This window comes from Pseudoalteromonas arctica (assembly GCF_012927645.1).
In the GTDB taxonomy this organism is placed as follows: domain Bacteria; phylum Pseudomonadota; class Gammaproteobacteria; order Enterobacterales; family Alteromonadaceae; genus Pseudoalteromonas; species Pseudoalteromonas arctica_A.
Map to the genome: position 1 here is coordinate 60,494 of NZ_JABBMT010000016.1, position 23,883 is coordinate 84,376.

Genomic DNA, 23,883 nt, shown 5'->3' on the forward strand with positions numbered 1-23,883 from the left:
AATGACGCTAAATAGCGTCATTTTTTATAACTGTTGTAAGCGTTTACGATTAAGCTCTAGCTACTTCTAAACCTGGTGCTGGCATATATACTGGGGTATCAAATGTTGCCCATTCCCACGCTGACTCAGTCGCCATAATTTTACGAAGTAACTTATTGTTCAGGTCATGGCCTGATTTATAAGCTGTAATTTTACCTAAAATGTTATGACCTGTCATAAACATGTCACCAACACAGTCTAAAATCTTATGCTTAACAAACTCATCGCTGTAACGCAGACCGTTTGGATTTAGTACTTTAAACTCATCCAATACTACCGCGTTATCCATGCTGCCACCTAATGCTAGGTTATTAGCATGCATGTATTCAATGTCTTTCATAAAGCCAAAAGTACGTGCACGGCTAATTTCTTCTGTGAAGCTTTGCGCCGTAATATCTAAACCGATACGCTGGCGGCTTTCATTGATTGCCGGGTGGTCAAAAGCGATTTCAAAGTCGATATGAAAACCATCGTATGGTTCGATCTCGGCCCATTTATCACCTTCTTCAATACGTACTTTTTCTTTAATACGAATAAAGCGCTTAGCCGCATTCTGCTCTGCAATGCCGCCTTTTTGTAACAAATAAATGAATGGTAATGCACTCCCATCCATTATTGGTACTTCTGAGCTATCTAATTCAACGATCAAATTATCGATACCCATTGCCGCTACCGCAGCAATAAGGTGCTCAGTCGTAGATAAGCGAACGCCATCTTTATTGGTTAAACAGGTACATAGTTGCGTATCGCCAACGGCTTCAGGTGTTGTTTCAAAATCAACAACCGGATCAAGGTCGACACGACGAAATACTATCCCAGTATTTGCGCTCGCAGGTCGGAGAGTAATAGTGACCTTCTCACCTTTGTGAAGTCCAATACCTATGGCTTTGACTATTTCTGCAATAGTACGCTGTTTAATCATAGCTTCGCTCACTTATAGTTACAGTTAGACCGCCGATTATATCACATATACGACCAGCTGCCAAATTCGTTCACTTTTCAAACAAAAATAATTACCTTTTTTGTTTAATCAGCTTGTTTTCTTAAAAATGCTGGGATGTCGAAATAATCGCCACCTTCTGATTTATCAGATTTTTTACCGCTATCATTAGTTTTAGATAAACCACTATTGCTTTGCGTTGTCTTGCTCGCTTCATGCTTTTCAATTGCTGGAGCTGCGGTCATTTCGTCGCTACTACCTTGGCTTGCAAAGCTTGGTACATACATACTGCTCGTTTGGTTTGTTGAGCTGCCCACATCAGAACCTGACGCTTTTTTAAAGCCGTTATCGACAATACCAAACTGTGGACGACGATCGCCACCTAAACCTGTAGCGACTACAGTTACACGTAGCTCATCAGTCATTTCAGGGTCAATAACCGCACCAACCACCACAGTCGCATTTTCAGATGCTAATGCTTTAACGTGATTACCAACAATTTCGAACTCTTCAATCGCGATATCCATACCTGCGGTGATGTTCACTAGGATGCCTTTCGCGCCAGTTAAATCAACGTCTTCAAGTAGTGGGCTTGAGATTGCTGCTTCTGCTGCTTCTTGCGCACGATCAGGACCCGATGCAGATGCAGTGCCCATCATTGCAGTCCCCATGGCTGACATTACTGTACGTACGTCGGCGAAATCTACGTTAATCAAACCAGAACGAGTAATTAATTCAGCAATACCTTGCACGGCACCAAATAATACATCATTTGCTTTAGCGAACGCGTCTAGCAGTGTAGTCCCTTTACCTAAAACTTTAAGCAATTTATTGTTAGGAATTGTAATAAGTGAATCGACAATTTCTGACAATTCGTTAATACCTTGCTCAGCCGCTGCCGCACGCTTTTTACCTTCAAAATCAAAAGGGCGTGTAACAACAGCAACGGTTAGAATACCTAACTCTTTGGCTATTTTGGCAACTACTGGCGCAGCACCAGTGCCAGTACCGCCGCCCATACCAGCGGCGATAAATACCATATCCGCACCTTCAAGGCTGTTACGAATAGTATCGGCATCTTCTTCTGCTGATTTACGACCTACATCAGGGTTTGCCCCCGCACCTAGCCCAGTGGTGATCTGAGTACCTAGTTGCACAGTAATATCTGCTGATGAGTTACGTAATGCCTGAGCATCCGTATTAGCGGCAATAAAACGCACGCCTTCTATTTGTTGCTTAACCATGTGTTCAACAGCGTTACCGCCGCCGCCGCCCACGCCTATTACTTTTATAACAGCTTCTTCGCTGTGTTGTTCCATTATATCAAACATGTTTACTCTCCGACTTGAGTATTAAAACTCGCCTTGAAACCACTTTGTTATGCGGTTCCACCAATTATTATCGCCTTCAGGTTTCGATTTTTGTGCATTCATCGATTGCATTGTGCGGCCATATTGTAATAAGCCAACCGCCGTTGCATATGAAGGGTCATCTACATAATCTGTCAAACCAACTATCCCTATAGGTTTGCCTATTCTCACTGGCATCTGGAAAATGTCTTCAGCCACTTCCATCGCGCCAGCCATTTTAGCACTACCGCCAGTAATGACGAGTCCTGCTGCTATTTGGTCTGCTAATCCTGAACGATGAATTTCTTCCATCGCTAATTCAAATAATTCTCTAAAACGTGGCTCAACCACCTCAGATAAGGTATGACGCGACATTAACCGCGCTGGTCGCCCGCCTACACTAGGTACTTCAATAGTTTCTTCACTGCTGGCCATTTGGCTACTTGCACAGGCATATTGCACCTTGAGTGATTCAGCATGGGATATCGGTGTACGAAATATTTTTGCTATATCGCCAGTAACTTGGTTGCCCGCTACAGGAATAACTGCAGAGTGGCGCAACGCACCATTGATATAAATAGTGATATCCATCGTACCGCCTCCGATATCAAGTACCGCAACACCGAGCTCTTTTTCGTCATCGGTTAATACCGAATAACACGACGCTAATGCGGTGAAAATCAGTTGGTCAACTTCAAGACCACAACGCTCAACACATTTTTCAATATTTTTCGCCATATCGTTTGAGCAAGTTATAATGTGAGCGCGGGCTTCCATTCGTACACCACTCATGCCTCGTGGGTTTTTAATCCCTTCTTGCATATCGATACTGTATTCTTGCGGCAGTGCATGCAGCATTTTACGTTCGGCTGAAATAGGCACAGAACGCGCAATATGAATAACATTTTCAATGTCTTCATCAGTTACTTCAGTGTTATTAATTGCCACAACACCACTTTCGTTTTGGCACTGAATATGTTTACCTGAGATCCCCAAATACACGGAGCTAATACGGCAATCAGCCATAAGTTCAGCTTCATCGATTGCACGACGAATAGACTCCGACACCAAATTAAGGTCGTTTACGCCGCCTTTATCCATACCATGGGACACCTGGCTGCCAACCCCAACAATGCTGAGTTTGTTATCTGCGGTGATTTCACCAACCGTGGCCACCACTTTTGAGGTGCCAACGTCTAATCCAATCACTAGGTTTCTTTCTGCTGACTTAGTCATGCCTTACTCTTATTTTGTAATTGCGCTTCTTCCAGGAGCTTCCAGCTCACTGCAAGGCCGGTATCATACCGTAAATCCACTACATCTACTTGTGCATCTGCACGTTTTTCCATCCGCGGGTAAACATCTATAAACCGTTGTACCCGTTTAGCTTTTTCTTTACGCCCTAATTTAAGGCGAATACCGTTATCGAGCCATAACTGCCATGAAAATCGCTCTGACAATGCCAGGCTGGTTAACTTTAAATTATTAACTTTAAGCATGTCATCAAACTGCTTAAAGGCGACCCATGCTTCAAATTCACTGCCCTCAGGACCATAAAGTTGTGGTAACTGGTCACTGAGTTTTGCACTGCTAGCTTGAAATACTTCACCGCTTTGGTTCAGTAATAAATCACTGTTCCACACTGCGACAGCCTGATGCTCTACCACGTACACTTGTAATGTATCTGGCCACTGCTTACGTACCGATGCAGTAGCCACCCAAGGCAAATCTTGCACTAAACTTTGTATGTTTTTGACGTCTAAATCAAAAAAACTCGATAAGTCGGCTTTTTTTATCGCGCCAATAATCGCTTTTTCATCTGTGTAGTGAGGTTTCCCCAATACTGCCAAATGCTTTATTTGCGCATCTTTATTTTCTACCAGCCACTGTCTAACGCCGCTGGTGATTTGTACCAAACTGAAAACCACGATTAAAAAAAAGCTCACACCTAAAATTAGCGACCAATTTAGTTGCTGTTTTAATTGTTGTGCTTTCTCCAAAAAGGGATGCATTTTAAAGCGTTTGCTCCAAAATGCGAACAACTAATTGCTCAAAGCTTGCACCATTTGCTTTAGCAGCCATTGGCACTAACGATTTTTCAGTCATTCCTGGTACTGTGTTTACTTCTAACAAATAAAAGTTACCGCCTGCGTCTTGCATGGCATCAACACGACCCCAACCACTGGCACCCACTAGATCAAATGCCGCTAAAGCCATTGCTTGTAAATGCGTGGTATCGCTAGCTGATAAGGTTGCTGGGCAATGATATTGCGTGGTATTTGACTGATACTTTGCTTGGTAATCATAAAAACCATTTGGTGTGGTCATTTCAATTACTGGCTGTACCTCATTGCCTAGTACAGTAACTGTAAATTCACGCCCTGTTATCCATTGCTCAACCAGTACTTGGCTGTCAAACTTAAACGCTTCTGCTAAAGCAGCTTCAAGCTCTTGTGCATTATTTGCTTGCGCCATACCAATGCTCGAACCTTCGTGCGATGGTTTAACCATCACCTTTTTCAGTTCATTCATTATCACTGTAGCATCAAAACCACGCTTGCTATCCACAACTGCATAAGGGGCAGTACTCAAGCCCGCAGATTTAAATAAATGCTTACACCGTATTTTATCCATCGCAAGTGCTGAGCCTAATACGTTACTGCCAGTGTATGGCAACCCCATAAACTCAAGTGCGCCTTGAATAGTACCGTCTTCACCACCACGGCCATGCAGGGCGATAAATACTCGCTCAATGCCAAGTTCTTTTAATTGCCATAACGGTTGTTCTTTTGGATCAAAGCCAATGGCATCAACGCCCGCATTTTGTAATGCGTTCAATACGGCTTGGCCTGATTTTAGTGATACTTCGCGCTCAGCTGAGTGTCCACCCAACAACACCGCCACTTTGCCAAACTGTGTGTTTAGTTGCGTCATACCTTTACCTGCTTAAGTTGCTCAATCGATAGCGATGTCGCCGCGAGTGTTTTTACCAATTGACCAATATTACCAGCACCTTGGGTTATAACTAAATCATTATCTTGTAACGTATCAGCTAATACTCCAGCCAGCTCAGAGCTACTTGCAACATGCAGTGGTTCTTTACCGCGTTGACGTAGGCTACGACATAAACTTTTACTGTCTGCGCCAATAATTGGCTCTTCACCAGCGCCGTATACATCAAGCAATAGTAACTGATCAACATCGGCTAACACTTTTACAAAGTCTTCATATAAGTCACGAGTACGAGTAAAGCGATGTGGTTGATAAATCATTACTAAGCGCTTATCAGGCCAGCCTTGGCGAATTGCCGCTATAGTCGCTGAAACTTCTGAAGGGTGATGACCATAATCATCCACCAGCATTACTTTGCCACGTTCGTTTTCAAAATCACCATAATGCTGAAAACGACGTCCGATACCTTCAAACTGTTGTAATGCTTCTAAAATCGCGTGCTCAGCTATTTGTTGATCTTTTGCAACAGCAATCGCTGCAGTGGCGTTCAATGCATTATGTTTACCTGGCATATTTAAATGCACAGTTAATTCATCACCTTGCTTAGTGCGCACTTTAAACTGACTGGTATTTGCCGTTTGGTTAAAATCAGTCATCCGGTAATCGGCGTCGCTCGATTCACCATATGTGATCACAGGACGGCCAAATCGCGGAATAAGCTCAGCTGCCACTTCTGAATCGATACATACCACTGCAAGGCCATAAAAAGGCAAGTTATGAATAAAATCCACATAAGTGTCTTTCATTTTTTCTAAGCTACCGCCGTAGGTATCCATGTGATCTTCTTCAATATTAGTGATCACCGATACCATAGGTTGTAAATGTAAGAATGACGCATCACTCTCATCAGCTTCAGCAATTAAAAAATCACTTTTACCGACTTTTGCGTTACTACCCGCACTATTAAGTAAACCACCAATGATAAAGGTTGGATCCAGCCCAGCTTGAGCATAAATACTCGCGATCAAACTAGTGGTGGTGGTTTTACCATGAGTGCCCGCGATAGCAATACCGTGGCGAAAGCGCATTAGCTCAGCTAACATTTCTGCGCGGCGCACAACCGGTATACGTGCCGCCTTAGCAGCAATAATCTCAGGGTTAGTTTCATCAATTGCACTTGAAACCACCACTACATTAGCATCTTTAACATTACTTTGATGATGGCCAATAAACACTTCAGCGCCAGCTTGGATCAAACGTTCGGTCATTGCACTGTGGGCAATATCTGAGCCAGTAATACGATATCCTTCAAATGCGAGTACTTCGGCAATACCGCCCATTCCTGCGCCACCAATACCAATAAAGTGGATCGTGCTAATTCGGCGCATTGCCGGGCGAGTGCTCTTGTGTGTTGACATTTGTTTCACTTAATTATCTCTTTTTTCTGTTACTTGCAGCGCTGACAAGGGGACACCTGCGGCATCCATACAATGCCATGCGACATTGGCAGTCGCTTCTAGTGTCGCCAATTGTTTAGCATTGCTTGCAAGTTCACTGATTAATGCTGGTTTGGCTAAATACGGGCGTAATAGTTCAACAATACTGCGTTGATTAAACTGCCCCTGCGGCATTAATAATGCCGCATTGCCATCAACTAAAAATTTTGCATTCGCAGTTTGATGATCGTCCACCGCATGCGGAAACGGCACAAATACGGCCATTTTTCCTGCCGCAGCAATTTCACTTACGGTTAACGCTCCCGCGCGACAAATTACAATGTCTGCCCAGCCATAAGCCGTATCCATATCATCAATAAACTCAGCCACCTGAGCTTGTTCAGCACTAAAACCTTGCTGCTGATATGCCTGTGTTACTGAGCCTAAATGACCTTTACCGGTTTGATGCCATGTATTGAGCTGAAACTCTTCACTAAGTTGTTTAAATGCTGCTGGTAAAGTTTGGTTTAGCACCTGCGCACCTAACGAGCCACCAACGACTAATATATTCACTGGCGTAGTTGCTGTACGCGTTGCCACATTTGCTACGCTGGCTCGTACGGGGTTACCAACCACCTCACTGTAGCCAGACGCAAATACTTGCGGAAATGCAGCCAACACTTTATTGGCAAACTTGGCTAGGTACTTATTACTCATACCCGCAACCGCATTTTGTTCATGGATCACCAATGGTATACCTAAGCTTTTTGCTGCTATACCGGTTGGCCCAGTAACATAGCCGCCCATTGCTAATACAACATCAGGCTGTTGTTTTTTCAATACTTTACGTGCTTGTAATATGGCATTAATCACCATAAAAGGGGCTTTAACTAAACGTGCAAGGCCATTGCCACGTACACCTTTAACATTGATAAAATCAATCTCAATATTATGCTTTGGTACAACCTGCGCTTCCATTCGATCAGCCGTGCCGATCCAACTCACTTGCCAACCTTGTTGCTTTAAGTGATCTGCAACCGCAATCCCTGGAAAAATATGCCCGCCAGTACCACCAGCAACAACGACTAATTTTTTATTCATCGCTTGCCTCCACGTGATGTTGCTTGTTTAGTGGCCATTTTGGTTTCAAAATCCACACGTAATAAAATAGCTGCCGCGATAATCATGATCAGTAAACTAGAGCCACCATAAGACACAAACGGTAAGGTTAGGCCTTTGGTTGGTAAAATACCGGCACTTGCACCCACATTAACCATGGTTTGAAACGCAAACCAAATACCAATCGCGAATGCAAAATAGCCTTCATATTCTTTGCCGCACTTTAATGCTTGTTGACCAATTAATAAGGCTCTAAATACAAAGGTGCCAAATACCATCAAAATGCTCACGATGCCGATAAAGCCAAGCTCTTCGCCAATCACCGCAAAAATAAAGTCATTATGGGCTTCTGGTAAATATTGTAATTTTTGTACGCTGTTACCTAAGCCTTGACCAAACCAGCCACCTTGGCTATAAGCCATCAGCGATTGTACTAACTGGTAGCCTTTACCAAATGGGTCATCCCATGGCTCTAGAAAACCGACCACCCGCGCCATCCGATATGGCTCAACAATAATAAGCAATACCACTAAGCCAACACCCGTTAATATCAAAGCAAAAAACTGCCATAATTTAGCCCCTGCTAAGAACAATAAGCCCACGGTAGTTACAAACATCACGACTACAGTCCCTAAATCGGGCTGCAATAAAATTAATGCCGCGTACACAGCAAATACCGCAATTGGTTTGGCAAAGCCTTTAATATTTTCTTGTACTTCTTCGCGTTTACGCACCAAATAACCAGCGATATAACTGAAAAAAAACAACTTAGCCGCTTCAGCAACTTGAAAGCCAACCGGACCGACTGGGATCCAACGCTTTGCGCCATTCACTTCGCGGCCAACAATTAACACAATAACTAACAGCACCATTCCCAGTAATAATAAGTAAGGATTAGAGCGCTTCCACCACGTCATAGGCACACAGCAGGCGATCCAAAACAACACAAAGCCCATCGCTAAAAACATGCTGTGGCGGATAATAATATGATATGGATTGTTAAATAAGCGATCAGCAGTCGGCATCGACGCACTCGTCACCATCACAAATCCCAAGCCAATTAGCATGATCACACAGTAAAGCAAAGGCACATCATAAAGCTGGGCAGATTGCTTAGGCGTTAGCGCTTCTCGAATGTCAGTCAATGCCATCATTGTTCACCCGCCTTTACGCATTCGCTAAAATGATCACCACGTTGCATGTAATTGCTATACATATCGATACTGGCACATGCTGGCGCTAGTAATACATAATCACCTGTTTCGGCAAGTGTTTTAGCAAGGCTTACTGCCTGTGGCATATTTTCAGTTAAACGGCCTTTGTCAGTCAGTGCTACAAGTACATTCGCGTCTTTACCAAAACAAATCAGTGCTTTCACTTTATCTTGCAAATAAGGTTTCAGCGCACCTAAATCCGCACCTTTGGCATCTCCACCTGCAATCACTATAAGTTGCTTGGCTTGCTCTGCAAGACTATCAATCGCGGCAATTGTTGCCCCTACATTTGTTGCTTTAGAGTCATTAAAGTATTTAACTCCATCTTGCTCAGCAACAAACTGACAACGATGAGCAAGCCCTCTAAATGCAGAAAACGCTTTAGCAAATTGATCGACAGGCACCTCAAGAGGTTGTAATAACGCCATAACTGATAACGCATTAAGTTGATTATGACTACCTACAACACCTAGGCTACTAACAGGTAAAACGGCTTTGCCGTGAGCGCAAAAGTAAAGCTCGCCATAATATGTTGACAAACAATAATCTGCGTTAGATAAGGCAAAGCTCACTTGCGGATTAATATCACAATGCGTTGCTACATCATTTTTGTTAACCACAGCTAAAGCAGCATGGCTATAAATTGTTTGTTTTGAGTCTATGTAAGCTTGGTAATTAACATAACGGTCAAGATGATCTTCTGATACGTTCAATACCGTAGCGCTAATAGGTTTTAAGCTTTTTGTAGTATCTAATTGAAAGCTCGAAAGCTCCAGCACAAACACATCAAAATCACCGACAAGTAAATCCAGCACCGCGGTGCCAATATTGCCACCTAAGCCCACTTTATACCCAGCCGTTTTGAGCACATCAAAAGCAAGCGTCACCACGGTTGATTTACCATTTGAACCGGTAACCGCAATCACTGGTTTATCATTCAGGCGGGCAAATAATTCAATATCACCTATCACTTCAACACCTGCAGCAATCGCCTCTGCTACAGCCGGTGTAGATAAGCTAAGCCCAGGGCTGATAATAATAATATCTTGAGTGTTTAGTTCAGCATTATTTAAATCACCAAACTGAGTACTAAGCTGTGGGGCATGCAGGTTTAACCAATCTATACCCGGTGGAGACAGACGACTATCAGCAATGGTTGGCGTAATATTATGAGACAATAAAAAACGCACAATGCCCAGACCGGTTACACCGAGTCCGAGCACTGTAATATGTTTGTTTTTCATCTCGTTTAAATACGTCATTCACCTGATCTTTAATGTTACTAGGCCAGCTAACACTAGCACGATAGAAATTATCCAAAAACGCACAATCACTCGTGGTTCAGGCCAGCCTTTTAATTCGTAATGATGATGGATTGGTGCCATTCTAAAAATCCGTTGGCCACGTAATTTATAAGAGCCAACTTGCAAGATAACTGACAGTGCTTCCATCACAAATACACCACCCATAATGATTAAAATTAACTCTTGGCGAACTAATACAGCAATAATACCCAGTGCGCCACCAAGTGCTAATGAGCCAACATCACCCATAAATACTTGTGCCGGATACGTGTTAAACCATAAAAAGCCTAAACCAGCACCAACAATGGCGGTACACACCACTACTAACTCACTGGCTAGCGGTAAATGTGGTATATGTAAATACGCTGAGAAATTCACGTTACCCGTTAAATAAGCAATAATAGCCAGTGCTGCAGCGACTAAAATAGTGGGTACTATGGCTAAGCCATCAAGACCATCAGTTAAGTTAACCGCATTCGATGTACCCACAATTACAAAGTAAGTCATAACTATGTAGAACAAACCTAGCTGCGGTAATACATCTTTAAAAAATGGCACCACTAATGATGTTTCGTGGGCATGATTAGCAGTAAAAAATAATGCGCAGGCAACCACTAAGGCAATCACTGACTGCCAAAAATACTTCCATTTAGCAATTAACCCTTTTGGATCTTTGCGGATCACTTTACGATAATCATCAACAAAGCCCACAATTCCCAATGAGCCAATCACGAACAAGGTAGCCCATACATATTTATTCGCTAAATCAGCCCACAGCAAAGTACTAGTAAAAATAGACGCTAAAATTAATATCCCCCCCATCGTTGGAGTGCCTTTTTTCGATAAATGCGACTCAGGACCATCATTACGAACCACTTGACCAATTTGCATTCTTTGCAAAGCACGGATCAATTTAGGGCCAAAATATAATGAAATTAATAATGCCGTTAAAATACCAAATACAGCGCGAACAGTTAAATACGAGAACACATTAAATGCACTGTAATATTGTGTTAAATACTCGGCCAGCCAAACTAACATTGAGATACTCCATTGCGGCCAGTTTGCTGGCTGTTAACTAAATCTTGTACTAATAATTCCATGCGAGAACTGCGCGATCCCTTCACGACTATGGTGGTTTTTTGTGCTGAGTCAGTTAACTGTGTTTGCAATTGTTGTAATAGTGCCTCACGGCTTGAAAAATGCCGCTGTGGTTTAGCAAATTCATCACTGGCGTATTGACTCAATACACCTAAGCTATACAGCTCATCAATACCTTGTTGTTTGGCATATACACCAACTTGTTGATGATAAAGCGCGGCTTCATCGCCAAGTTCGCCCATATCACCTAAGGCCAAAATACGCTTACCTTGTAGGTCTCGTAATAGATCAATCGCAGCCTTAACTGATTGCACATTGGCATTATAGGTATCGTCAATCACGGTTAGGGTGTCATTAACAGGTATTATATTTACTCGGCCTTTTACTTCAGCCATGGTTGCAAGTGCCGTTGCCACCGCCTCAAGACTAATACCAAGTTCACAGGTTAATGCAGCTGCTATAAGGGCATTTGTAACATTGTGACGACCTGGCAACGCAAGCTTAACGGGTACTCGCTGCTGCTTGGTACAAATATAAAAAGATGCATGAGCTTGCTCATCGAGGCTGACTTCTTCTGCCCAAATATCTAGTTGTTCAGTGCTAGAAAAACGTTTTACATTACGCCCTTGTAACTTAGTAAGCCAACCATCACTAAATTCGCTGTCACAGTTAACCAGCGCAATGCCATGCTCTTTCAAACCAGCGTAAATTTCACTTTTAGCCGTTGCCACACCCGCAAGAGAGCCAAAACCCTCAATATGCGCAGCTGCCACATTACAGACCACAGCAATATCAGGCTTAGTCATCGCCGTGGTATAGGCAATTTCACCAATATGGTTAGCGCCAAGTTCAATGACCGCATACTTGTGCTGTGGCTCAAGGCGTAACAAAGTCAATGGCACGCCAATATCGTTATTAAAATTGCCATTGGTTGCCAGGACATCACCATCAGCGGCTAAAATAGCGGCACACATTTCTTTTACTGTGGTTTTACCGACACTGCCTGTAATTGCGATAGTTTTTGGTGCCACACTGGCCATTACCGCGGCACCGATTTCACCTAGCGCAATACGCGTATCAGTGACTAAAAATTGTGGAATATCAACGGCAACTTTTTGACTAACAATGGCGGCTATGGCGCCTTTGTCTTTCGCTTGTTGTAAAAACTGATGGCCATCAAAATTAGGGCCTTGTAGCGCTAAAAACACTTCTCCTTCGCATACGCTGCGAGTATCGGTATTAATATTTTTTACTGTTTGATTATCACCTTGATAATCAGTTGCTAACACATTTGCTAGCCAATCAAAATCCATAGGGATCATAACTGCGATCCTCTTCTTTGTTGTTCTTGTGGGTCTAGCTTTTGCTTTTGTTGTAAGTGCTGCTGGACAAATTTACGATCGCAAAAATTTATCCGTTGTGTACCAATTATTTGATAATCTTCATGACCTTTACCTGCAATCAGCACTACGTCATTAGCATTTGCGTTATCTATTGCAAAAGCAATAGCCCCAGCACGGTCAGCTTCTAAATGCGCACGTTCAGGCTGGCTTAAACCAGCAGAAACATCTTTAATGATCTGCCATGGTTCTTCGCTACGCGGGTTATCACTGGTAATAATTACTTTATCAGCATTTTGCTCAGCAGCTTGGGCCATCATGGGTCGCTTACCTTTATCACGGTCTCCGCCGCAACCAAATACACAACTTACGCCACCAGGCACATGTTGTTGCAATGCTTGTAGTGCTAACGCTAACGCATCTGGCGTGTGAGCATAATCAACAATACAAGTTGGTTGATTTGGCGCGCTAAATGCTTGCATGCGTCCCGCGACTGATTGCAAGCTTGCACAACCCGCTGCCAGTTGATCTAATGGGTAACCTAAACCAAGTAAAGTTGCGATTGCAGCTGCTAAATTATATAAATTAAATTCGCCAAACAGCGGACAGGTAATCGCAATATCACCCCAACTTGTAGTCAACTGTGCCGATATACCGGCTTTATGGTAAGAAACATCAGTAAAGTACACAAACTTAGCACCTTTTGGCTGCAAGTTTTTATGGCCATAACACACTAAGTTATTAAAATCGTATTGTTCTAACCATTGCTCTACTTGATTATCATCTTGATTGAGTACCACCAGCTGCGCGTCAAAATCTCGCATTAGCATTAACTTTGCATCGGCATAACTGGCCATATCACCGTGGTAATCTAAATGATCGCGCGATAAATTAGTAAACACAGCGGCTCTAAAGTGCGTTTTCGCAACACGCTGCTGCACCAAGCCATGTGATGATACTTCCATCGCCACCAGTTTATTATTGTCAGTAGCCAGTTGCGCTAATATTCTTTGTAAATCAACACAAGACGGTGTGGTATTAATTAACTCAGTTAAACTTTCTGGTTGCCCATACCCAAGCGTACCGATAATCGCTGACTGGGTGTCGCAAAACTTAGCTAAATGAGCAATCATCGCAGTAGTGGTTGATTTACCATTGGTGCCAGTAACGCCTACCACATCTAATTGTTTACTTGGTTGCTGATAAAAATGACTCGCTAATGCGGGTAATTTCTTATTCAAATCGGAAATTAAATAAAGCGGCTCAAAATCACATTCAAACTCACATAAACGATCAGCAATCACTGCGACCGCACCATTTGCAATCGCTTTATCAATAAATTGTCCGCCATCTAGTTGATGACCTTTAATCGCTACAAAGACATCCCCAGGGGTGACATCTCGACTATCCAAACGCAACTGCTTTACTAGTAAGCTTGTTGCTGCTACTTCTATTTGTTGTAAAATTATTTTTAAATCACGCATCATCATCTATGCCCTTCACGTAGGCAACCGAGCCTTTGTCTGGTGCCACGTTTAAAATTCTTAACGCATTGGAGATGATTTCTGCAAACACAGGGCCTGCAGTTGCACCGCCATAATAAACATCTCCACCGGGCTCATTGATCATTACAACAACAGCTAAACGTGGGTTACTCGCTGGTGCTATACCTGTAAAGTAACCAACATACTCATCACCATAACCACCTGCGGCGGCTTTTTTAGAAGTACCCGTTTTTCCCGCAGCACGATAACCATCAACTTTTACGCGGCTCGCTGTACCACCTTCTTCAAAAACGCTTTCCATCATATGCACAACCGCTTCAACATCTTGTTGTTGAAAAACACGCTCGCCTTCAGGGATTGAATCTTGCTTGAGGATGGTCAATGGTCTGTTGATCCCGCCAGCACCTAACATGGCATAAAAACGCGCCATTTGTGCGGTGCTTACAGCTACGTTATAACCAAAAGAAAGTGCTGCAATTTCATGGTCAGACCAACGTCGATTCGGATAAAACAAGCCGCTACTTTCACCAACCATGCCGGTGCCAGTATCTGAACCAAAGCCAACTTTTTGGAACAAGCCAACAAAGTAATCCTTCGGCACATCTTGCGTTATTTTGGTCACCCCCATATTACTGGAGTATTTTAAAATCTCACGTAAGGTCATTTCACCGTGGTTACGCGTATCTGTAACTAACGTGCCACCGATGCGCATCCAGCCAGGGTAAGTATCAATTTTATCATCCGGTTGGATTGAGCCGTAGTCTAACCCAGCTAAAATGGCTAGAGGCTTAACGGTTGAACCTGGTTCGAACAAATCTGTGATCGCTCGGTTACGGCGTTTATGCGGCGCGGCATCATTTAAATTATTTGGATTAAAAGACGGGCTGTTAACCATGGCGAGCACTTCACCAGTCCTCACATCAACAACCATCGCAGAGCCGGAGGTTGCTTTGTAGGTTAGGACTGCTGATTTAACTGCTTTATAGGCTATTGCTTGAATACGCTGATCAATACTAAGTTGGATGTTTTCGGGTTCAATACGTTCACGTTCATCAAGCACTTCAACTTCTCGCCCCTGTGCATCTTTACGGATAGTACGACGACCTTCAACACCAGTCAGTGCATTTTCGTAGAGTTTTTCGATGCCTTCGATACCTTTACCATCAATATTGGTAAAGCCAAGCACATGTGCAGTGACCTCGCCAGCAGGATAATAGCGTTTTGATTCATCCAATAAATGAATACCAGGCAAACGTAAATCGCCAATGTAATTGGCAACAGCAGGAGTTATTTGGCGTTTTAGATAAACAAAGCGACGACTGGCATCATCCCGCAAGCGAGCATTAATTTTTTTCGGTTCAATACGCAGTACATCAGCAAGCTCACGCCAACGTAAATCATTTTTGTAGTACAGCGCAATACGTTGTTCAAGTAGCGCGGTGTTTTCTGCTAGGGCATTCTCATCTTCGCCATTTTTGCGCGCCTGTTTGAGCACTTTAGTACGCAGTGATTTGTGTAATGCTTTAGGATCCGCATATACACTTACAACGGGCACACTTACAGCAAGCTCTTTACCGTGACGGTCAAAAATCATCCCGCGTTGCACATGCAACTTCTCAACGCGCACGGTACGTTTATTACTTTCTGAACGTGCTTTATCAGGCTCGATAACTTGCAAATAAGCAGCACGAGACACTAAAGTCACAAAAACCAGCAGCACCACAGAGCACACCAGCATAAAACGCCATGTGATCAAACTATTTACTGGCTTTTTTCCTCTACTTCTCATGGCAGTACTATCACCTGTTCATCTTGGCTTGTGGATCGTTTCATTTGCAGTTGCTCAATAGCAATTTCTTCAATGCGCGCATGTTGCGAATAAAACTCTTCTTCAACTAATAGATAACGCCACTCTAAATCGAGTTCATCTCGCTCTTGTAACAACTGATCTTGTTCAATCAGCTCTTGGCGAGCAAAGTGAGTGACCTGTACCACACTCAAGCTAGATACGAATATCACAACCAACAAGGCCGAGGTTAACTTATTTGCTCCTAGGCCTTTGATTATTTCTAAAAATAAATTGGGTTGTCGATGATTCGCTGTTAGCTTCATCCCAATCTCTGCGCCACCCTAAGTACTGAACTGCGTGAACGTGGATTACGGTCAATTTCAGCTTGGCTTGGCTTAATAGCTTTACCCACTGCTTTTAACGTCAGATTTTGATTTATTTGTGCATCAGTTAAAGGCAGACCTCTGGGTAACGCCGCTCCCTTACTCTGTTTTTTAATAAACTGTTTAACAATACGGTCTTCTAGTGAATGAAACGAAATCACCACTAATCGGCCACCAGGCTTTAATACCCCCAACGCAGCTTGTAATGCCGTTTGAATCTCTTCCAATTCACTGTTGATATAAATACGAATAGCTTGGAAAGTACGCGTCGCAGGATGTTTGAATTTATCTTTTACTGGCACAGCTTCATCAACTAAATCAGCAAGTTGCTTAGTTGTTGCTATCGGCGTATGAGCACGCACTTCAAGTACTTTATGTGCAATACGACGGCCAAACTTTTCTTCGCCATAAGTTTTGATCACATGAACAATGTCTTCCAATTCAGCTTCGGCTAACCACTGCGCAGCACTACGGCCACTGGTAGGATCCATACGCATATCAAGTGGGCCATCGTTCATAAAACTAAAACCACGCTCAGCATCGTCTAGTTGTGGTGATGACACACCGATATCTAATAAAATACCATCCACTTTACCTAATAAATCGTTTTGCTCTGCCACTTCGTATAGATTAGAAAAGCGGGTATGGGCAATCGCAAAACGGCTATCATCGGCAAACTTTTCGGCAGACTTGATCGCTTGCGGATCTTGATCTATGGCTTGTAACCGGCCATGTTCACCAAGGTGCGCTAAGATTTGTCCAGAATGTCCGCCACGGCCAAATGTACCATCCATATAAATACCGTCTGGCTTAATTGCTAGACCTTCGATGGTTTCGTCCATTAATACGGAAATATGTTCAAATTGCGCTGTCATTAGCTATTGTTTGCCTTTTTATTGTGTGATCAGAGCGAAAAATTATCTAAGTCTGGGGTTGATTCAAACTCACCGAGTCGTTCAATTTCGGTATCTTGGCGCATTTGTTCATGCCAACGTTCTTCATCCCAGATCTCAAACTTATTCATCAAACCGACCAACATGATTTTTTTGCCTAAATCAGCATGAGACCGTAACGACGGTGCCAGCAATATCCGGCCATTTTTATCTAATTGGTATTCTGTTGCATTACCCAACAACATCCGTTGCATGCGTCGAGCGCGTGGGTTCATATTAGAAATTTTAGCTAAGCGATCTTCTATATCCTGCCATTGCGCCAGTGGATACAACCATAAGCAAGGCTCGTTCAGTGCGACGGTACAGATCACCGTACCCAGATCTTCAGACAACAAGGAGTCTCGGTACTTAGTCGGTACCGCAAATCGCCCCTTGTCATCCAAACTCAGTGAACTCGCACCACGAAACATAAAAAGCCTACTTTAAAAGTTTGTAATTAATCTGTTTAAATTAATTTGATCCAATTTGATCCACTTAATACCACTTTTTACCACAGTGTTCCAGTTTAGGGCTTGACAAGCAGTTTTGTCAAGTCAGCAAAAACCTATAATGGCGTGTTAAAGCCAGAAAAAATAAGGCCTAGCGCAAAGCTACTGAATTACGTGAAAAAAAGTGGGTTACATTAAAAAATATTTTATTCTGAGATAAAACAAAATAAACAGACTTAAATGATTAATGAATAATCAATGAACAGTTACAAAATATTAGCAGCCTATTGCTGTTTGCTAGATCCTGTAAAATTTACGCGATCTTTTTGCAATAGTTACTTAAAGCGCTGTTATTTTGGCTATTAAAACTCAACAAACTCAAATAAAGCATTGATTTACAAGTAATTAAATTACAATCATCAACATGGTATGAAGGCTGCAACAAGCATTACACAATTTAGTTTTAATATTTAAGGAACCATTACTATGACTACGTCAACATCAAGCTCTAATTCAGCCGCGAAAACCAGTAAAAAAATTGATGATATCGCTGCTCACACTGAATCACCATTAACAGATAAAGCAACCTCAGCGGCTCATATTGCTGTTGATTCACTATCTTCAAAGGCTGCAACAGCAGAGCAAAGTATTCGTCATAGCGCTTCAAGTTCAGCTGAATCACTCACTGAAAAACAAAAAATTGCCCGTGGAAAACTGTCTGAATACACTGGTAAAACTCGCCAATTAGCCGCTGAAAACCCGCTCGCAACAGCTGGTATTGCGTTTGCTGCCGGTATGCTAGTGACTGCACTATTTCGCAGTAGTAAGTAAGCGGTTATGCAACCACATACCGATCCTAAAGATAAACAGCATCAAGCCGCTGATCCTGCACCGCACAGTGCCGATCAGTGGCAAGATCATCTTGCTAAATTATCTCAATATGGTGAGCAACTTTATCAGGACTACCGCCAACAAACTGGTATTTGCAAAGAACTAGCGAGTGCCGAGTGGCGACTATCAACCCGCTCTTTGGCATTGACTATTATTTTGCTGGTAAGTTTTGCCGGTGGTTTAGTATTATTATGGGCCGGTTTGCTAATCACTCTTGGCTTTGTCATTTTTACCTTTAGTCAATCAATATGGTTCCGTGCTATATGTCTAACTGGCTTACAATTGCTTTGTTTAATGTGGCTGTGGAAAAATATTGGTTATATCAGCAGCAAAGTTGGCTTTGATAAAACCGCGCACAGCATTAAACAATTACTCAATATAAATAGGGGTAAATAATGCTAATTGATTACTTTATTCAAAAACCAACACGCAAAGTTAGCCATTTAAGTCAAAAAATGAATAGTATTAATGCGTTAAAACAGCAACATCATCAAGCTTTTAATTACCGACTAAAACGCTTTGCAGTATCGAATGTCGGTATTGCCAGTGCCTTTACGGCAGGTGTAGGCTATCAAGCACTAAATGGTCATAACCAAAATTCAGCCAATAAAATAAAGCTAAGTCAATTTAGCTGGTTGTTACGTTTGCTATAATACTGAGTTAACTCGGCATCTTGGTGATCTTATTTAGCCTTTGGCACGCCAAAGAAACCGCGTACCAAGAAAGCATCTCATCTGGCCTCATTGGTTTACTCAAATAGTAGTGAAGGAATGGCCATTCTTGGTATGAAACACCAGAGATAGTGGCAGATATTTTGGGGATCTTACACAAATAGCCTACACAGCAGGGTTAAGAGCCCATGAGCTTTTAACAATTGCCAGAGTATCAGAGCGTAGAGCTGATAGCCGTCCAGCACTAAACAGCAAATGGCTTGGTCGAGAAGGTAGTATTTATACAGTGAAAGGCAAAGGCGGCCTAATCCGTGATGTACTAATACCTAATGCACTGGCTACACAACTAGAACAAAGGCGCTTAGCGCAGCCTATAACCGTTCGTGACAGGGAAATTAACTATTTGCAACGCTACGATCTTGGCGGTGGCCATAAATGGTCGTGCTCATTCTCTAAAGCATCTAGTCGCACACTCTTTTTTTCTAATGGCGGTCATGGCCTTAGACACAGCTATGCACAAGAGAGAATGGCAGAACTAAGGAGTTTCGGTTTAAGTAGGGCAATAGCTCTCGAGACAGTATCGCAAGAGCTAGGCCATTTCAGGGCTGAAATTACTGAAGTTTATCTAAGGTAGTTACTTGTTTTCTATACCATTATTTTAGTTTTTGTAAGTTTCTTCTGTATTATGAACTTAACTAATGCATACACTCAGTAATTCTATGTCTGAGGGCTATATGCGCTCCTTTGGTTTCTCTCTTTTTAAAGGATTGGTTTGCATACCATGCTTTTCAAAAAAAGCGTCAGGAGTTTTAACACATACCCTAGGCATTCGTTGGTAGGCTTTAAAGAACCTAATAGCTGTAATCACTATTCTTAAAGATAAACACAACTCTGAACCACTTAAAGCAAAGTACTCTCTTGTGAATTACTGTATCCGAAACAAAAGCCTTAATAACACCATTCGTTAACAAAGAAGCCAGACATTACATATGGAACAAATATCTAAAGCTACTGCGCTGGGGAGGCACGCTGTTGTGATTATCGACAGTGCTTGGTGGCACGCTTTCGATACCGTCCAGTCATTTGATAAAGTGACGCTAATCAAGCAGCCACCGTAATCTCCATAGCTGAATCCTATTGAGCAGCCTAGACAACATCACCTCTTGAGCAAGGACTTTGTGTAATTACAGACCATTCGATTCTAACTCTTATAGCCCTTTAAAAGCCTGAAATAACGTCAGAAAAATTCACCTAACATATACATTTTACAACGTACCTAAACGTTTCATTTTGTTCATTTCGGCTACCATTGCCAAAGCAACCCCCTTCGACGATTGATAGTTTGTTCCCGTGATTAGTCTGCCGTCGATTTGCACATAAGGCTGGTTACGTTCACCGTAAAAGAACTTACCACCACGTTGTTTAATCGTTTCTTCAATGTCGAATGGAAATTGCTGATAATAGTTGGCGTCGGTCTTTTCAAATTCCGTCGGGTAACCACTTATTTTTCGTCCTGAAACTAAATATTTGCCATTACTAAGCTTTAAATTAACGATGCCAGCGGTGCCATGACATACAGAAGATACAATACCATGATTTTTCTCATATACCTGCATGGCAATAGCTTGAAGAGTTTTATTTTCTGCTACTTGATACATAGCATTGCCACCTCCGACATAATGCACCGCTAGATACTGGCTGGCATCAACTTGTTCGGGTGATAGCGTGTTTGCTAATAAATACATAAAATCTTGGTTATAGATGTATTGTTTGTGTTTTAAATCAGAAGTGTTGATATAAGCAAGAGGTAATTTACCACCTTGTGTACTAACTACATCTACCTGATAGCCCGAATCTATGAAAACTTCATAGGCTTCAACCAACTCTGAAAAACTAGTACCCGTAGGCAGTGTTGACTTACCGTGTTGATCGGCACTTGAAGCAATAAATAGCACTCTTTTATTCATCGCACTTTCTAGCTGAGCTTGCTTTTGTTGTGTATCTATTTGTGTCGCTGATTTACTAATAATCTGCCAGCCTTTTGCAAATCGTTTAAGTAAAAACTGATCAACATATTTTTTAACAGGCTTTGCGACGGTAATTAATGCGCGAGCAGTCGCTATATCACCATCAAGAGTAACCGATAGAATATAGCCTGAACGGGTAGTTTTGGAAGATTCAAACCAACGTGCAAATTCTTTTACTGAAACCTGCCAAAAAGGCTTTTTGGGGTGGCTAAGGATCAAGGAAGCTTCTGAATGAAATGCATCTTCAATTAGGCTGGGGTTACCTTTACTAGTGCCATCAATATATTGTTGAACTACCGCTTCAACCTCGAGCTGATCTTGTGTCTTATCATTCGCAAATGATGAAAATTGTACTACTAAAAGCAGTAACGCTAAGGCTTTATACATTATTTTCATTAAATTAAACTCTCTGTATGTAGATTGGAATTAATTTAACTTAAATAAAATAAAAACAATAAGCTAAGTTATATTTCAGTAGTCTGAAATTATAAATTCATAGTGCGAAATCGATTTGGTGTTAATCCTGTTTGCTGTTTAAACGCATTGTAAAATGTTGATGAAGCGCCAAAGCCACTTTGTTCAGCAATATCGTCAATACTTGCGTTAGGTTGCTCAAGCAAAAGTTTTTGAGCAAGCCCTACTCTTTGCCTATTGATGTATTGTTTAAAGTTCATTTGATAGTGTTCATTTAATAGCTGTGATAACACCGTGTGTGATGTACTCAAACGCTTTGCTAAACGAGGTAGAGTAAGCTGTGGATCAATGAAAACCTGCTCTTTATCCATAAGTTTTTCAAGCATTAATGAATATTGCCGTATTTGTGATTCGGTAAGTTTATTATTGGCATACTTGTCTACTTCTTCTGTTTTATTTTGTTTAAACTTAAGCATTACGAGTAATGACAAATAGAGAATCAGGGAGAAGCTTAATGCCCCGATAATGTATGAAGTATATGAAGCTGTAAAATAAGCAACCCAAATTAAAGTACTACCTACTAAAGTTGCAAAAGCTTTATCAGCAAAAAGCTTTTGCCATTGGCCTTTTAAGTCACGTATTTGAGCTCTGTAAAAATAAAAGGCTAACAGCAAACACACTAGCCACAAATAACTGGAACCACGGTATATCCAATACTGCCATAAATCTACATAAGAGCTATAAGGAAATACAATCCCTACAATAACAATGGTTGAAATAAGCGTAATGAAAATCCATTTAACCGAAAAATACACTGCGTGAGCTTTAACCTGTTTGGAAATATATGCTACCAAACATGGCCCAATCAGAAAGCAGGCAGTAAGACCAAGCTGTAAAATGTTTTTATCTAGATCTGGTGCAAAATAAAACGCGACTGACTTTCCTATTCGCACACTTATCAACAACAACAGTATGGCAAACCAAGTATCTCCTGTATTTTTATTCCCCCAGATTAGCATCCATGAAGCTAAAACCACACCATTGAACACACCTAAAGTTGAAAAGAAAAATAATAAATAAGATGTAGCAGTCATAAAAACTAGAATCCTTTGCTCTACGTTAACCATTCTAAATCAGGATCTTACTACATTTGAGCTACTCTGTGTTTATTCCGATGATTAGTAAAAAAAATGATTTAGCTTAACGCCTATTTTGTAGAGTTAACCAAGTATACTAGGCTTATTATGACCGCCTCATTTTCGCTCATCTAAGACCATCGAAATAATTTAACTCAAGTCATAATTAACAAACAACAGTTGTACTAATTCAAAGGAAAGGTCAGCGCGTTTCAATGTGTGGCCATTATTAGTTAGTCACTACATAACCAACTATAACCAGATAGAACACTGTGACTGGTATGACCACAAAAACATCCCTATGAAAAACAATATAAAAAGTGTACTTTTGCAATCGTCTTTATAACGGAAAAAATTTCATGGATAGAAAAATAATAGAACAATTATCTAACATTATTTTCAAATATGCATACAACCAAGGTATAGAAGATGGGAAGCAAGGCGTTTATATTGAACCCAATGCATTATTTCAAGAATACAAAAAGCGTATAAACTTCCCTGATAAAGCCAACAAAACTAATTAGCGTAAGACGTATCCGAGTGGTTAATACGTGAAATTTATTACATAATAAACAAAAACTTGATTCCAATGCTCTGCTTTTAACCCGGAGTTTTTCAAGTTAGTTGTCGCCTCAAGTTAAATTTTATGCCGCCCGCATTTCTTCTTTTTTCTCAGGATTTAAATTTACTTCCTTTATCATTGACCAATCTCGTGATTTTCCTGACCAACGACTTGGGTTATTCAATTTAGCTGCGTCGTTTACCGTAAGCGTATAGCTAACGACACCTAGCCTTGCTTAATATTCCAAGGTAGCAGTGGCTCAAGGTTACTTGGCTGCTCTGCAATATGTTGCAAGCACGTTGAGATGTAGTCATGCACTACAAGATCATT

At 41.7% G+C, this 23,883-nt stretch carries 22 protein-coding genes and 1 pseudogene; 5 read left to right on the top strand and 18 right to left on the bottom strand.

All coding sequences use genetic code 11. From position 1 onward, the window contains the following. Positions 1–49: 49 nt before the first annotated feature. From lpxC to mraZ, 16 genes are all read right to left on the bottom strand, one after another. Positions 50–961 carry a UDP-3-O-acyl-N-acetylglucosamine deacetylase gene (gene lpxC / locus HHO47_RS11540; RefSeq protein WP_169020423.1) on the bottom strand — a complete coding sequence of 304 codons (912 nt, stop codon included), beginning with the start codon at positions 959–961 and terminating at the stop codon, positions 50–52. A gap of 104 nt (positions 962–1,065) precedes the next feature. Then, on the bottom strand, positions 1,066–2,310 hold the full coding sequence (gene ftsZ, locus HHO47_RS11545) for a cell division protein FtsZ (RefSeq protein WP_169020424.1): 1,245 nt from the start codon (positions 2,308–2,310) through the stop codon (positions 1,066–1,068). 21 nt (positions 2,311–2,331) lie between these two features. Continuing rightward, the gene (gene ftsA / locus HHO47_RS11550; RefSeq protein ID WP_145236894.1) at positions 2,332–3,564 is read right to left on the bottom strand and encodes a cell division protein FtsA; all 1,233 of its coding nucleotides are present in this window, start codon (positions 3,562–3,564) and stop codon (positions 2,332–2,334) included. Continuing rightward, positions 3,561–4,340: a cell division protein FtsQ/DivIB gene (locus HHO47_RS11555; protein ID WP_169020425.1), complete on the bottom strand. Its 780-nt coding sequence runs from the start codon at positions 4,338–4,340 to the stop codon at positions 3,561–3,563. Before HHO47_RS11555 ends, ftsA begins: the two co-directional genes overlap by 4 nt. Position 4,341: 1 nt before the next feature. Then, positions 4,342–5,262 carry a D-alanine--D-alanine ligase gene (locus HHO47_RS11560; RefSeq protein WP_169020426.1) on the bottom strand — a complete coding sequence of 307 codons (921 nt, stop codon included), beginning with the start codon at positions 5,260–5,262 and terminating at the stop codon, positions 4,342–4,344. After that, positions 5,259–6,698, bottom strand: a complete 1,440-nt coding sequence (gene murC / locus HHO47_RS11565; RefSeq protein ID WP_211183697.1) for a UDP-N-acetylmuramate--L-alanine ligase — start codon at positions 6,696–6,698, stop codon at positions 5,259–5,261. The genes HHO47_RS11560 and murC overlap by 4 nt, the downstream gene beginning before the upstream one ends. Positions 6,699–6,707: 9 nt before the next feature. After that, positions 6,708–7,817, bottom strand: coding sequence for an undecaprenyldiphospho-muramoylpentapeptide beta-N-acetylglucosaminyltransferase (murG, locus tag HHO47_RS11570; RefSeq protein WP_169020428.1), 1,110 nt, complete (start codon positions 7,815–7,817; stop codon positions 6,708–6,710). Beyond that, positions 7,814–8,989 (bottom strand): cell division protein FtsW, encoded by a 1,176-nt coding sequence (gene ftsW / locus HHO47_RS11575; protein ID WP_169020429.1) that lies wholly within the window; start codon positions 8,987–8,989, stop codon positions 7,814–7,816. Before ftsW ends, murG begins: the two co-directional genes overlap by 4 nt. Next, complete coding sequence (murD, locus tag HHO47_RS11580) at positions 8,986–10,311, bottom strand: UDP-N-acetylmuramoyl-L-alanine--D-glutamate ligase (RefSeq protein WP_169020430.1); 1,326 nt, start codon at positions 10,309–10,311, stop codon at positions 8,986–8,988. The genes ftsW and murD overlap by 4 nt, the downstream gene beginning before the upstream one ends. Next, positions 10,312–11,394 (bottom strand): phospho-N-acetylmuramoyl-pentapeptide-transferase, encoded by a 1,083-nt coding sequence (gene mraY / locus HHO47_RS11585; RefSeq protein ID WP_169020431.1) that lies wholly within the window; start codon positions 11,392–11,394, stop codon positions 10,312–10,314. Further along, positions 11,388–12,776, bottom strand: coding sequence for a UDP-N-acetylmuramoyl-tripeptide--D-alanyl-D-alanine ligase (locus HHO47_RS11590; protein ID WP_169020432.1), 1,389 nt, complete (start codon positions 12,774–12,776; stop codon positions 11,388–11,390). The genes mraY and HHO47_RS11590 overlap by 7 nt, the downstream gene beginning before the upstream one ends. Further along, positions 12,773–14,278 carry a UDP-N-acetylmuramoyl-L-alanyl-D-glutamate--2,6-diaminopimelate ligase gene (gene murE, locus HHO47_RS11595; protein WP_169020444.1) on the bottom strand — a complete coding sequence of 502 codons (1,506 nt, stop codon included), beginning with the start codon at positions 14,276–14,278 and terminating at the stop codon, positions 12,773–12,775. The genes HHO47_RS11590 and murE overlap by 4 nt, the downstream gene beginning before the upstream one ends. Beyond that, positions 14,271–16,088, bottom strand: a complete 1,818-nt coding sequence (locus HHO47_RS11600; protein ID WP_169020433.1) for a penicillin-binding transpeptidase domain-containing protein — start codon at positions 16,086–16,088, stop codon at positions 14,271–14,273. The genes murE and HHO47_RS11600 overlap by 8 nt, the downstream gene beginning before the upstream one ends. Beyond that, positions 16,085–16,411 carry a cell division protein FtsL gene (gene ftsL / locus HHO47_RS11605; protein ID WP_169020434.1) on the bottom strand — a complete coding sequence of 109 codons (327 nt, stop codon included), beginning with the start codon at positions 16,409–16,411 and terminating at the stop codon, positions 16,085–16,087. Before ftsL ends, HHO47_RS11600 begins: the two co-directional genes overlap by 4 nt. Continuing rightward, positions 16,408–17,346, bottom strand: coding sequence for a 16S rRNA (cytosine(1402)-N(4))-methyltransferase RsmH (gene rsmH / locus HHO47_RS11610; RefSeq protein WP_169020435.1), 939 nt, complete (start codon positions 17,344–17,346; stop codon positions 16,408–16,410). Before rsmH ends, ftsL begins: the two co-directional genes overlap by 4 nt. A 29-nt stretch (positions 17,347–17,375) precedes the next feature. After that, on the bottom strand, positions 17,376–17,834 hold the full coding sequence (mraZ, locus tag HHO47_RS11615; RefSeq protein WP_169020436.1) for a division/cell wall cluster transcriptional repressor MraZ: 459 nt from the start codon (positions 17,832–17,834) through the stop codon (positions 17,376–17,378). Between the two features lie 504 nt (positions 17,835–18,338). Here mraZ and HHO47_RS11620 point away from each other — a divergent pair. The 4 genes and pseudogenes from HHO47_RS11620 to HHO47_RS11635 form a co-directional block, all read left to right on the top strand. Beyond that, complete coding sequence (locus HHO47_RS11620; RefSeq protein ID WP_211183698.1) at positions 18,339–18,683, top strand: DUF883 domain-containing protein; 345 nt, start codon at positions 18,339–18,341, stop codon at positions 18,681–18,683. 6 nt (positions 18,684–18,689) lie between these two features. Then, positions 18,690–19,139, top strand: a complete 450-nt coding sequence (locus HHO47_RS11625; RefSeq protein WP_169020437.1) for a hypothetical protein — start codon at positions 18,690–18,692, stop codon at positions 19,137–19,139. Beyond that, positions 19,139–19,396 carry a hypothetical protein gene (locus HHO47_RS11630; RefSeq protein WP_169020438.1) on the top strand — a complete coding sequence of 86 codons (258 nt, stop codon included), beginning with the start codon at positions 19,139–19,141 and terminating at the stop codon, positions 19,394–19,396. Before HHO47_RS11625 ends, HHO47_RS11630 begins: the two co-directional genes overlap by 1 nt. Before the next feature lie 172 nt (positions 19,397–19,568). Continuing rightward, positions 19,569–20,048, top strand: a pseudogene (locus tag HHO47_RS11635) (site-specific integrase); the annotation flags it as partial. 631 nt (positions 20,049–20,679) lie between these two features. Here the strand turns inward: HHO47_RS11635 and HHO47_RS11640 are convergent. Both HHO47_RS11640 and HHO47_RS11645 read right to left on the bottom strand, forming a co-directional pair. Beyond that, positions 20,680–21,837 carry a nuclear transport factor 2 family protein gene (locus tag HHO47_RS11640; protein WP_198138421.1) on the bottom strand — a complete coding sequence of 386 codons (1,158 nt, stop codon included), beginning with the start codon at positions 21,835–21,837 and terminating at the stop codon, positions 20,680–20,682. Positions 21,838–21,926: 89 nt separating this feature from the next. Beyond that, positions 21,927–22,949 carry an AraC family transcriptional regulator gene (locus HHO47_RS11645; RefSeq protein ID WP_169020439.1) on the bottom strand — a complete coding sequence of 341 codons (1,023 nt, stop codon included), beginning with the start codon at positions 22,947–22,949 and terminating at the stop codon, positions 21,927–21,929. A 401-nt stretch (positions 22,950–23,350) separates the two neighbouring features. Here HHO47_RS11645 and HHO47_RS11650 point away from each other — a divergent pair, with 401 nt between their 5' ends. Continuing rightward, positions 23,351–23,515 carry a hypothetical protein gene (locus HHO47_RS11650; protein WP_169020440.1) on the top strand — a complete coding sequence of 55 codons (165 nt, stop codon included), beginning with the start codon at positions 23,351–23,353 and terminating at the stop codon, positions 23,513–23,515. The last annotated feature ends 368 nt before the right edge of the window (positions 23,516–23,883 follow it).

Excerpts from the sequence above, each read along its gene's own strand:
- lpxC (WP_169020423.1), bottom strand. The coding sequence starts at position 961 with ATGATTAAACAGCGTACTATTGCAGAAATAGTCAAAGCCATAGGTATT.
- ftsZ (WP_169020424.1), bottom strand. The coding sequence starts at position 2,310 with ATGTTTGATATAATGGAACAACACAGCGAAGAAGCTGTTATAAAAGTA.
- ftsA (WP_145236894.1), bottom strand. The coding sequence starts at position 3,564 with ATGACTAAGTCAGCAGAAAGAAACCTAGTGATTGGATTAGACGTTGGC.
- HHO47_RS11555 (WP_169020425.1), bottom strand. The coding sequence starts at position 4,340 with ATGCATCCCTTTTTGGAGAAAGCACAACAATTAAAACAGCAACTAAAT.
- HHO47_RS11560 (WP_169020426.1), bottom strand. The coding sequence starts at position 5,262 with ATGACGCAACTAAACACACAGTTTGGCAAAGTGGCGGTGTTGTTGGGT.
- murC (WP_211183697.1), bottom strand. The coding sequence starts at position 6,698 with ATGTCAACACACAAGAGCACTCGCCCGGCAATGCGCCGAATTAGCACG.
- murG (WP_169020428.1), bottom strand. The coding sequence starts at position 7,817 with ATGAATAAAAAATTAGTCGTTGTTGCTGGTGGTACTGGCGGGCATATT.
- ftsW (WP_169020429.1), bottom strand. The coding sequence starts at position 8,989 with ATGATGGCATTGACTGACATTCGAGAAGCGCTAACGCCTAAGCAATCT.
- murD (WP_169020430.1), bottom strand. The coding sequence starts at position 10,311 with ATGACGTATTTAAACGAGATGAAAAACAAACATATTACAGTGCTCGGA.
- mraY (WP_169020431.1), bottom strand. The coding sequence starts at position 11,394 with ATGTTAGTTTGGCTGGCCGAGTATTTAACACAATATTACAGTGCATTT.
- HHO47_RS11590 (WP_169020432.1), bottom strand. The coding sequence starts at position 12,776 with ATGATCCCTATGGATTTTGATTGGCTAGCAAATGTGTTAGCAACTGAT.
- murE (WP_169020444.1), bottom strand. The coding sequence starts at position 14,278 with ATGCGTGATTTAAAAATAATTTTACAACAAATAGAAGTAGCAGCAACA.
- HHO47_RS11600 (WP_169020433.1), bottom strand. The coding sequence starts at position 16,088 with ATGAGAAGTAGAGGAAAAAAGCCAGTAAATAGTTTGATCACATGGCGT.
- ftsL (WP_169020434.1), bottom strand. The coding sequence starts at position 16,411 with ATGAAGCTAACAGCGAATCATCGACAACCCAATTTATTTTTAGAAATA.
- rsmH (WP_169020435.1), bottom strand. The coding sequence starts at position 17,346 with ATGACAGCGCAATTTGAACATATTTCCGTATTAATGGACGAAACCATC.
- mraZ (WP_169020436.1), bottom strand. The coding sequence starts at position 17,834 with ATGTTTCGTGGTGCGAGTTCACTGAGTTTGGATGACAAGGGGCGATTT.
- HHO47_RS11620 (WP_211183698.1), top strand. The coding sequence starts at position 18,339 with ATGACTACGTCAACATCAAGCTCTAATTCAGCCGCGAAAACCAGTAAA.
- HHO47_RS11625 (WP_169020437.1), top strand. The coding sequence starts at position 18,690 with ATGCAACCACATACCGATCCTAAAGATAAACAGCATCAAGCCGCTGAT.
- HHO47_RS11630 (WP_169020438.1), top strand. The coding sequence starts at position 19,139 with ATGCTAATTGATTACTTTATTCAAAAACCAACACGCAAAGTTAGCCAT.
- HHO47_RS11640 (WP_198138421.1), bottom strand. The coding sequence starts at position 21,837 with ATGAAAATAATGTATAAAGCCTTAGCGTTACTGCTTTTAGTAGTACAA.
- HHO47_RS11645 (WP_169020439.1), bottom strand. The coding sequence starts at position 22,949 with ATGACTGCTACATCTTATTTATTATTTTTCTTTTCAACTTTAGGTGTG.
- HHO47_RS11650 (WP_169020440.1), top strand. The coding sequence starts at position 23,351 with ATGGATAGAAAAATAATAGAACAATTATCTAACATTATTTTCAAATAT.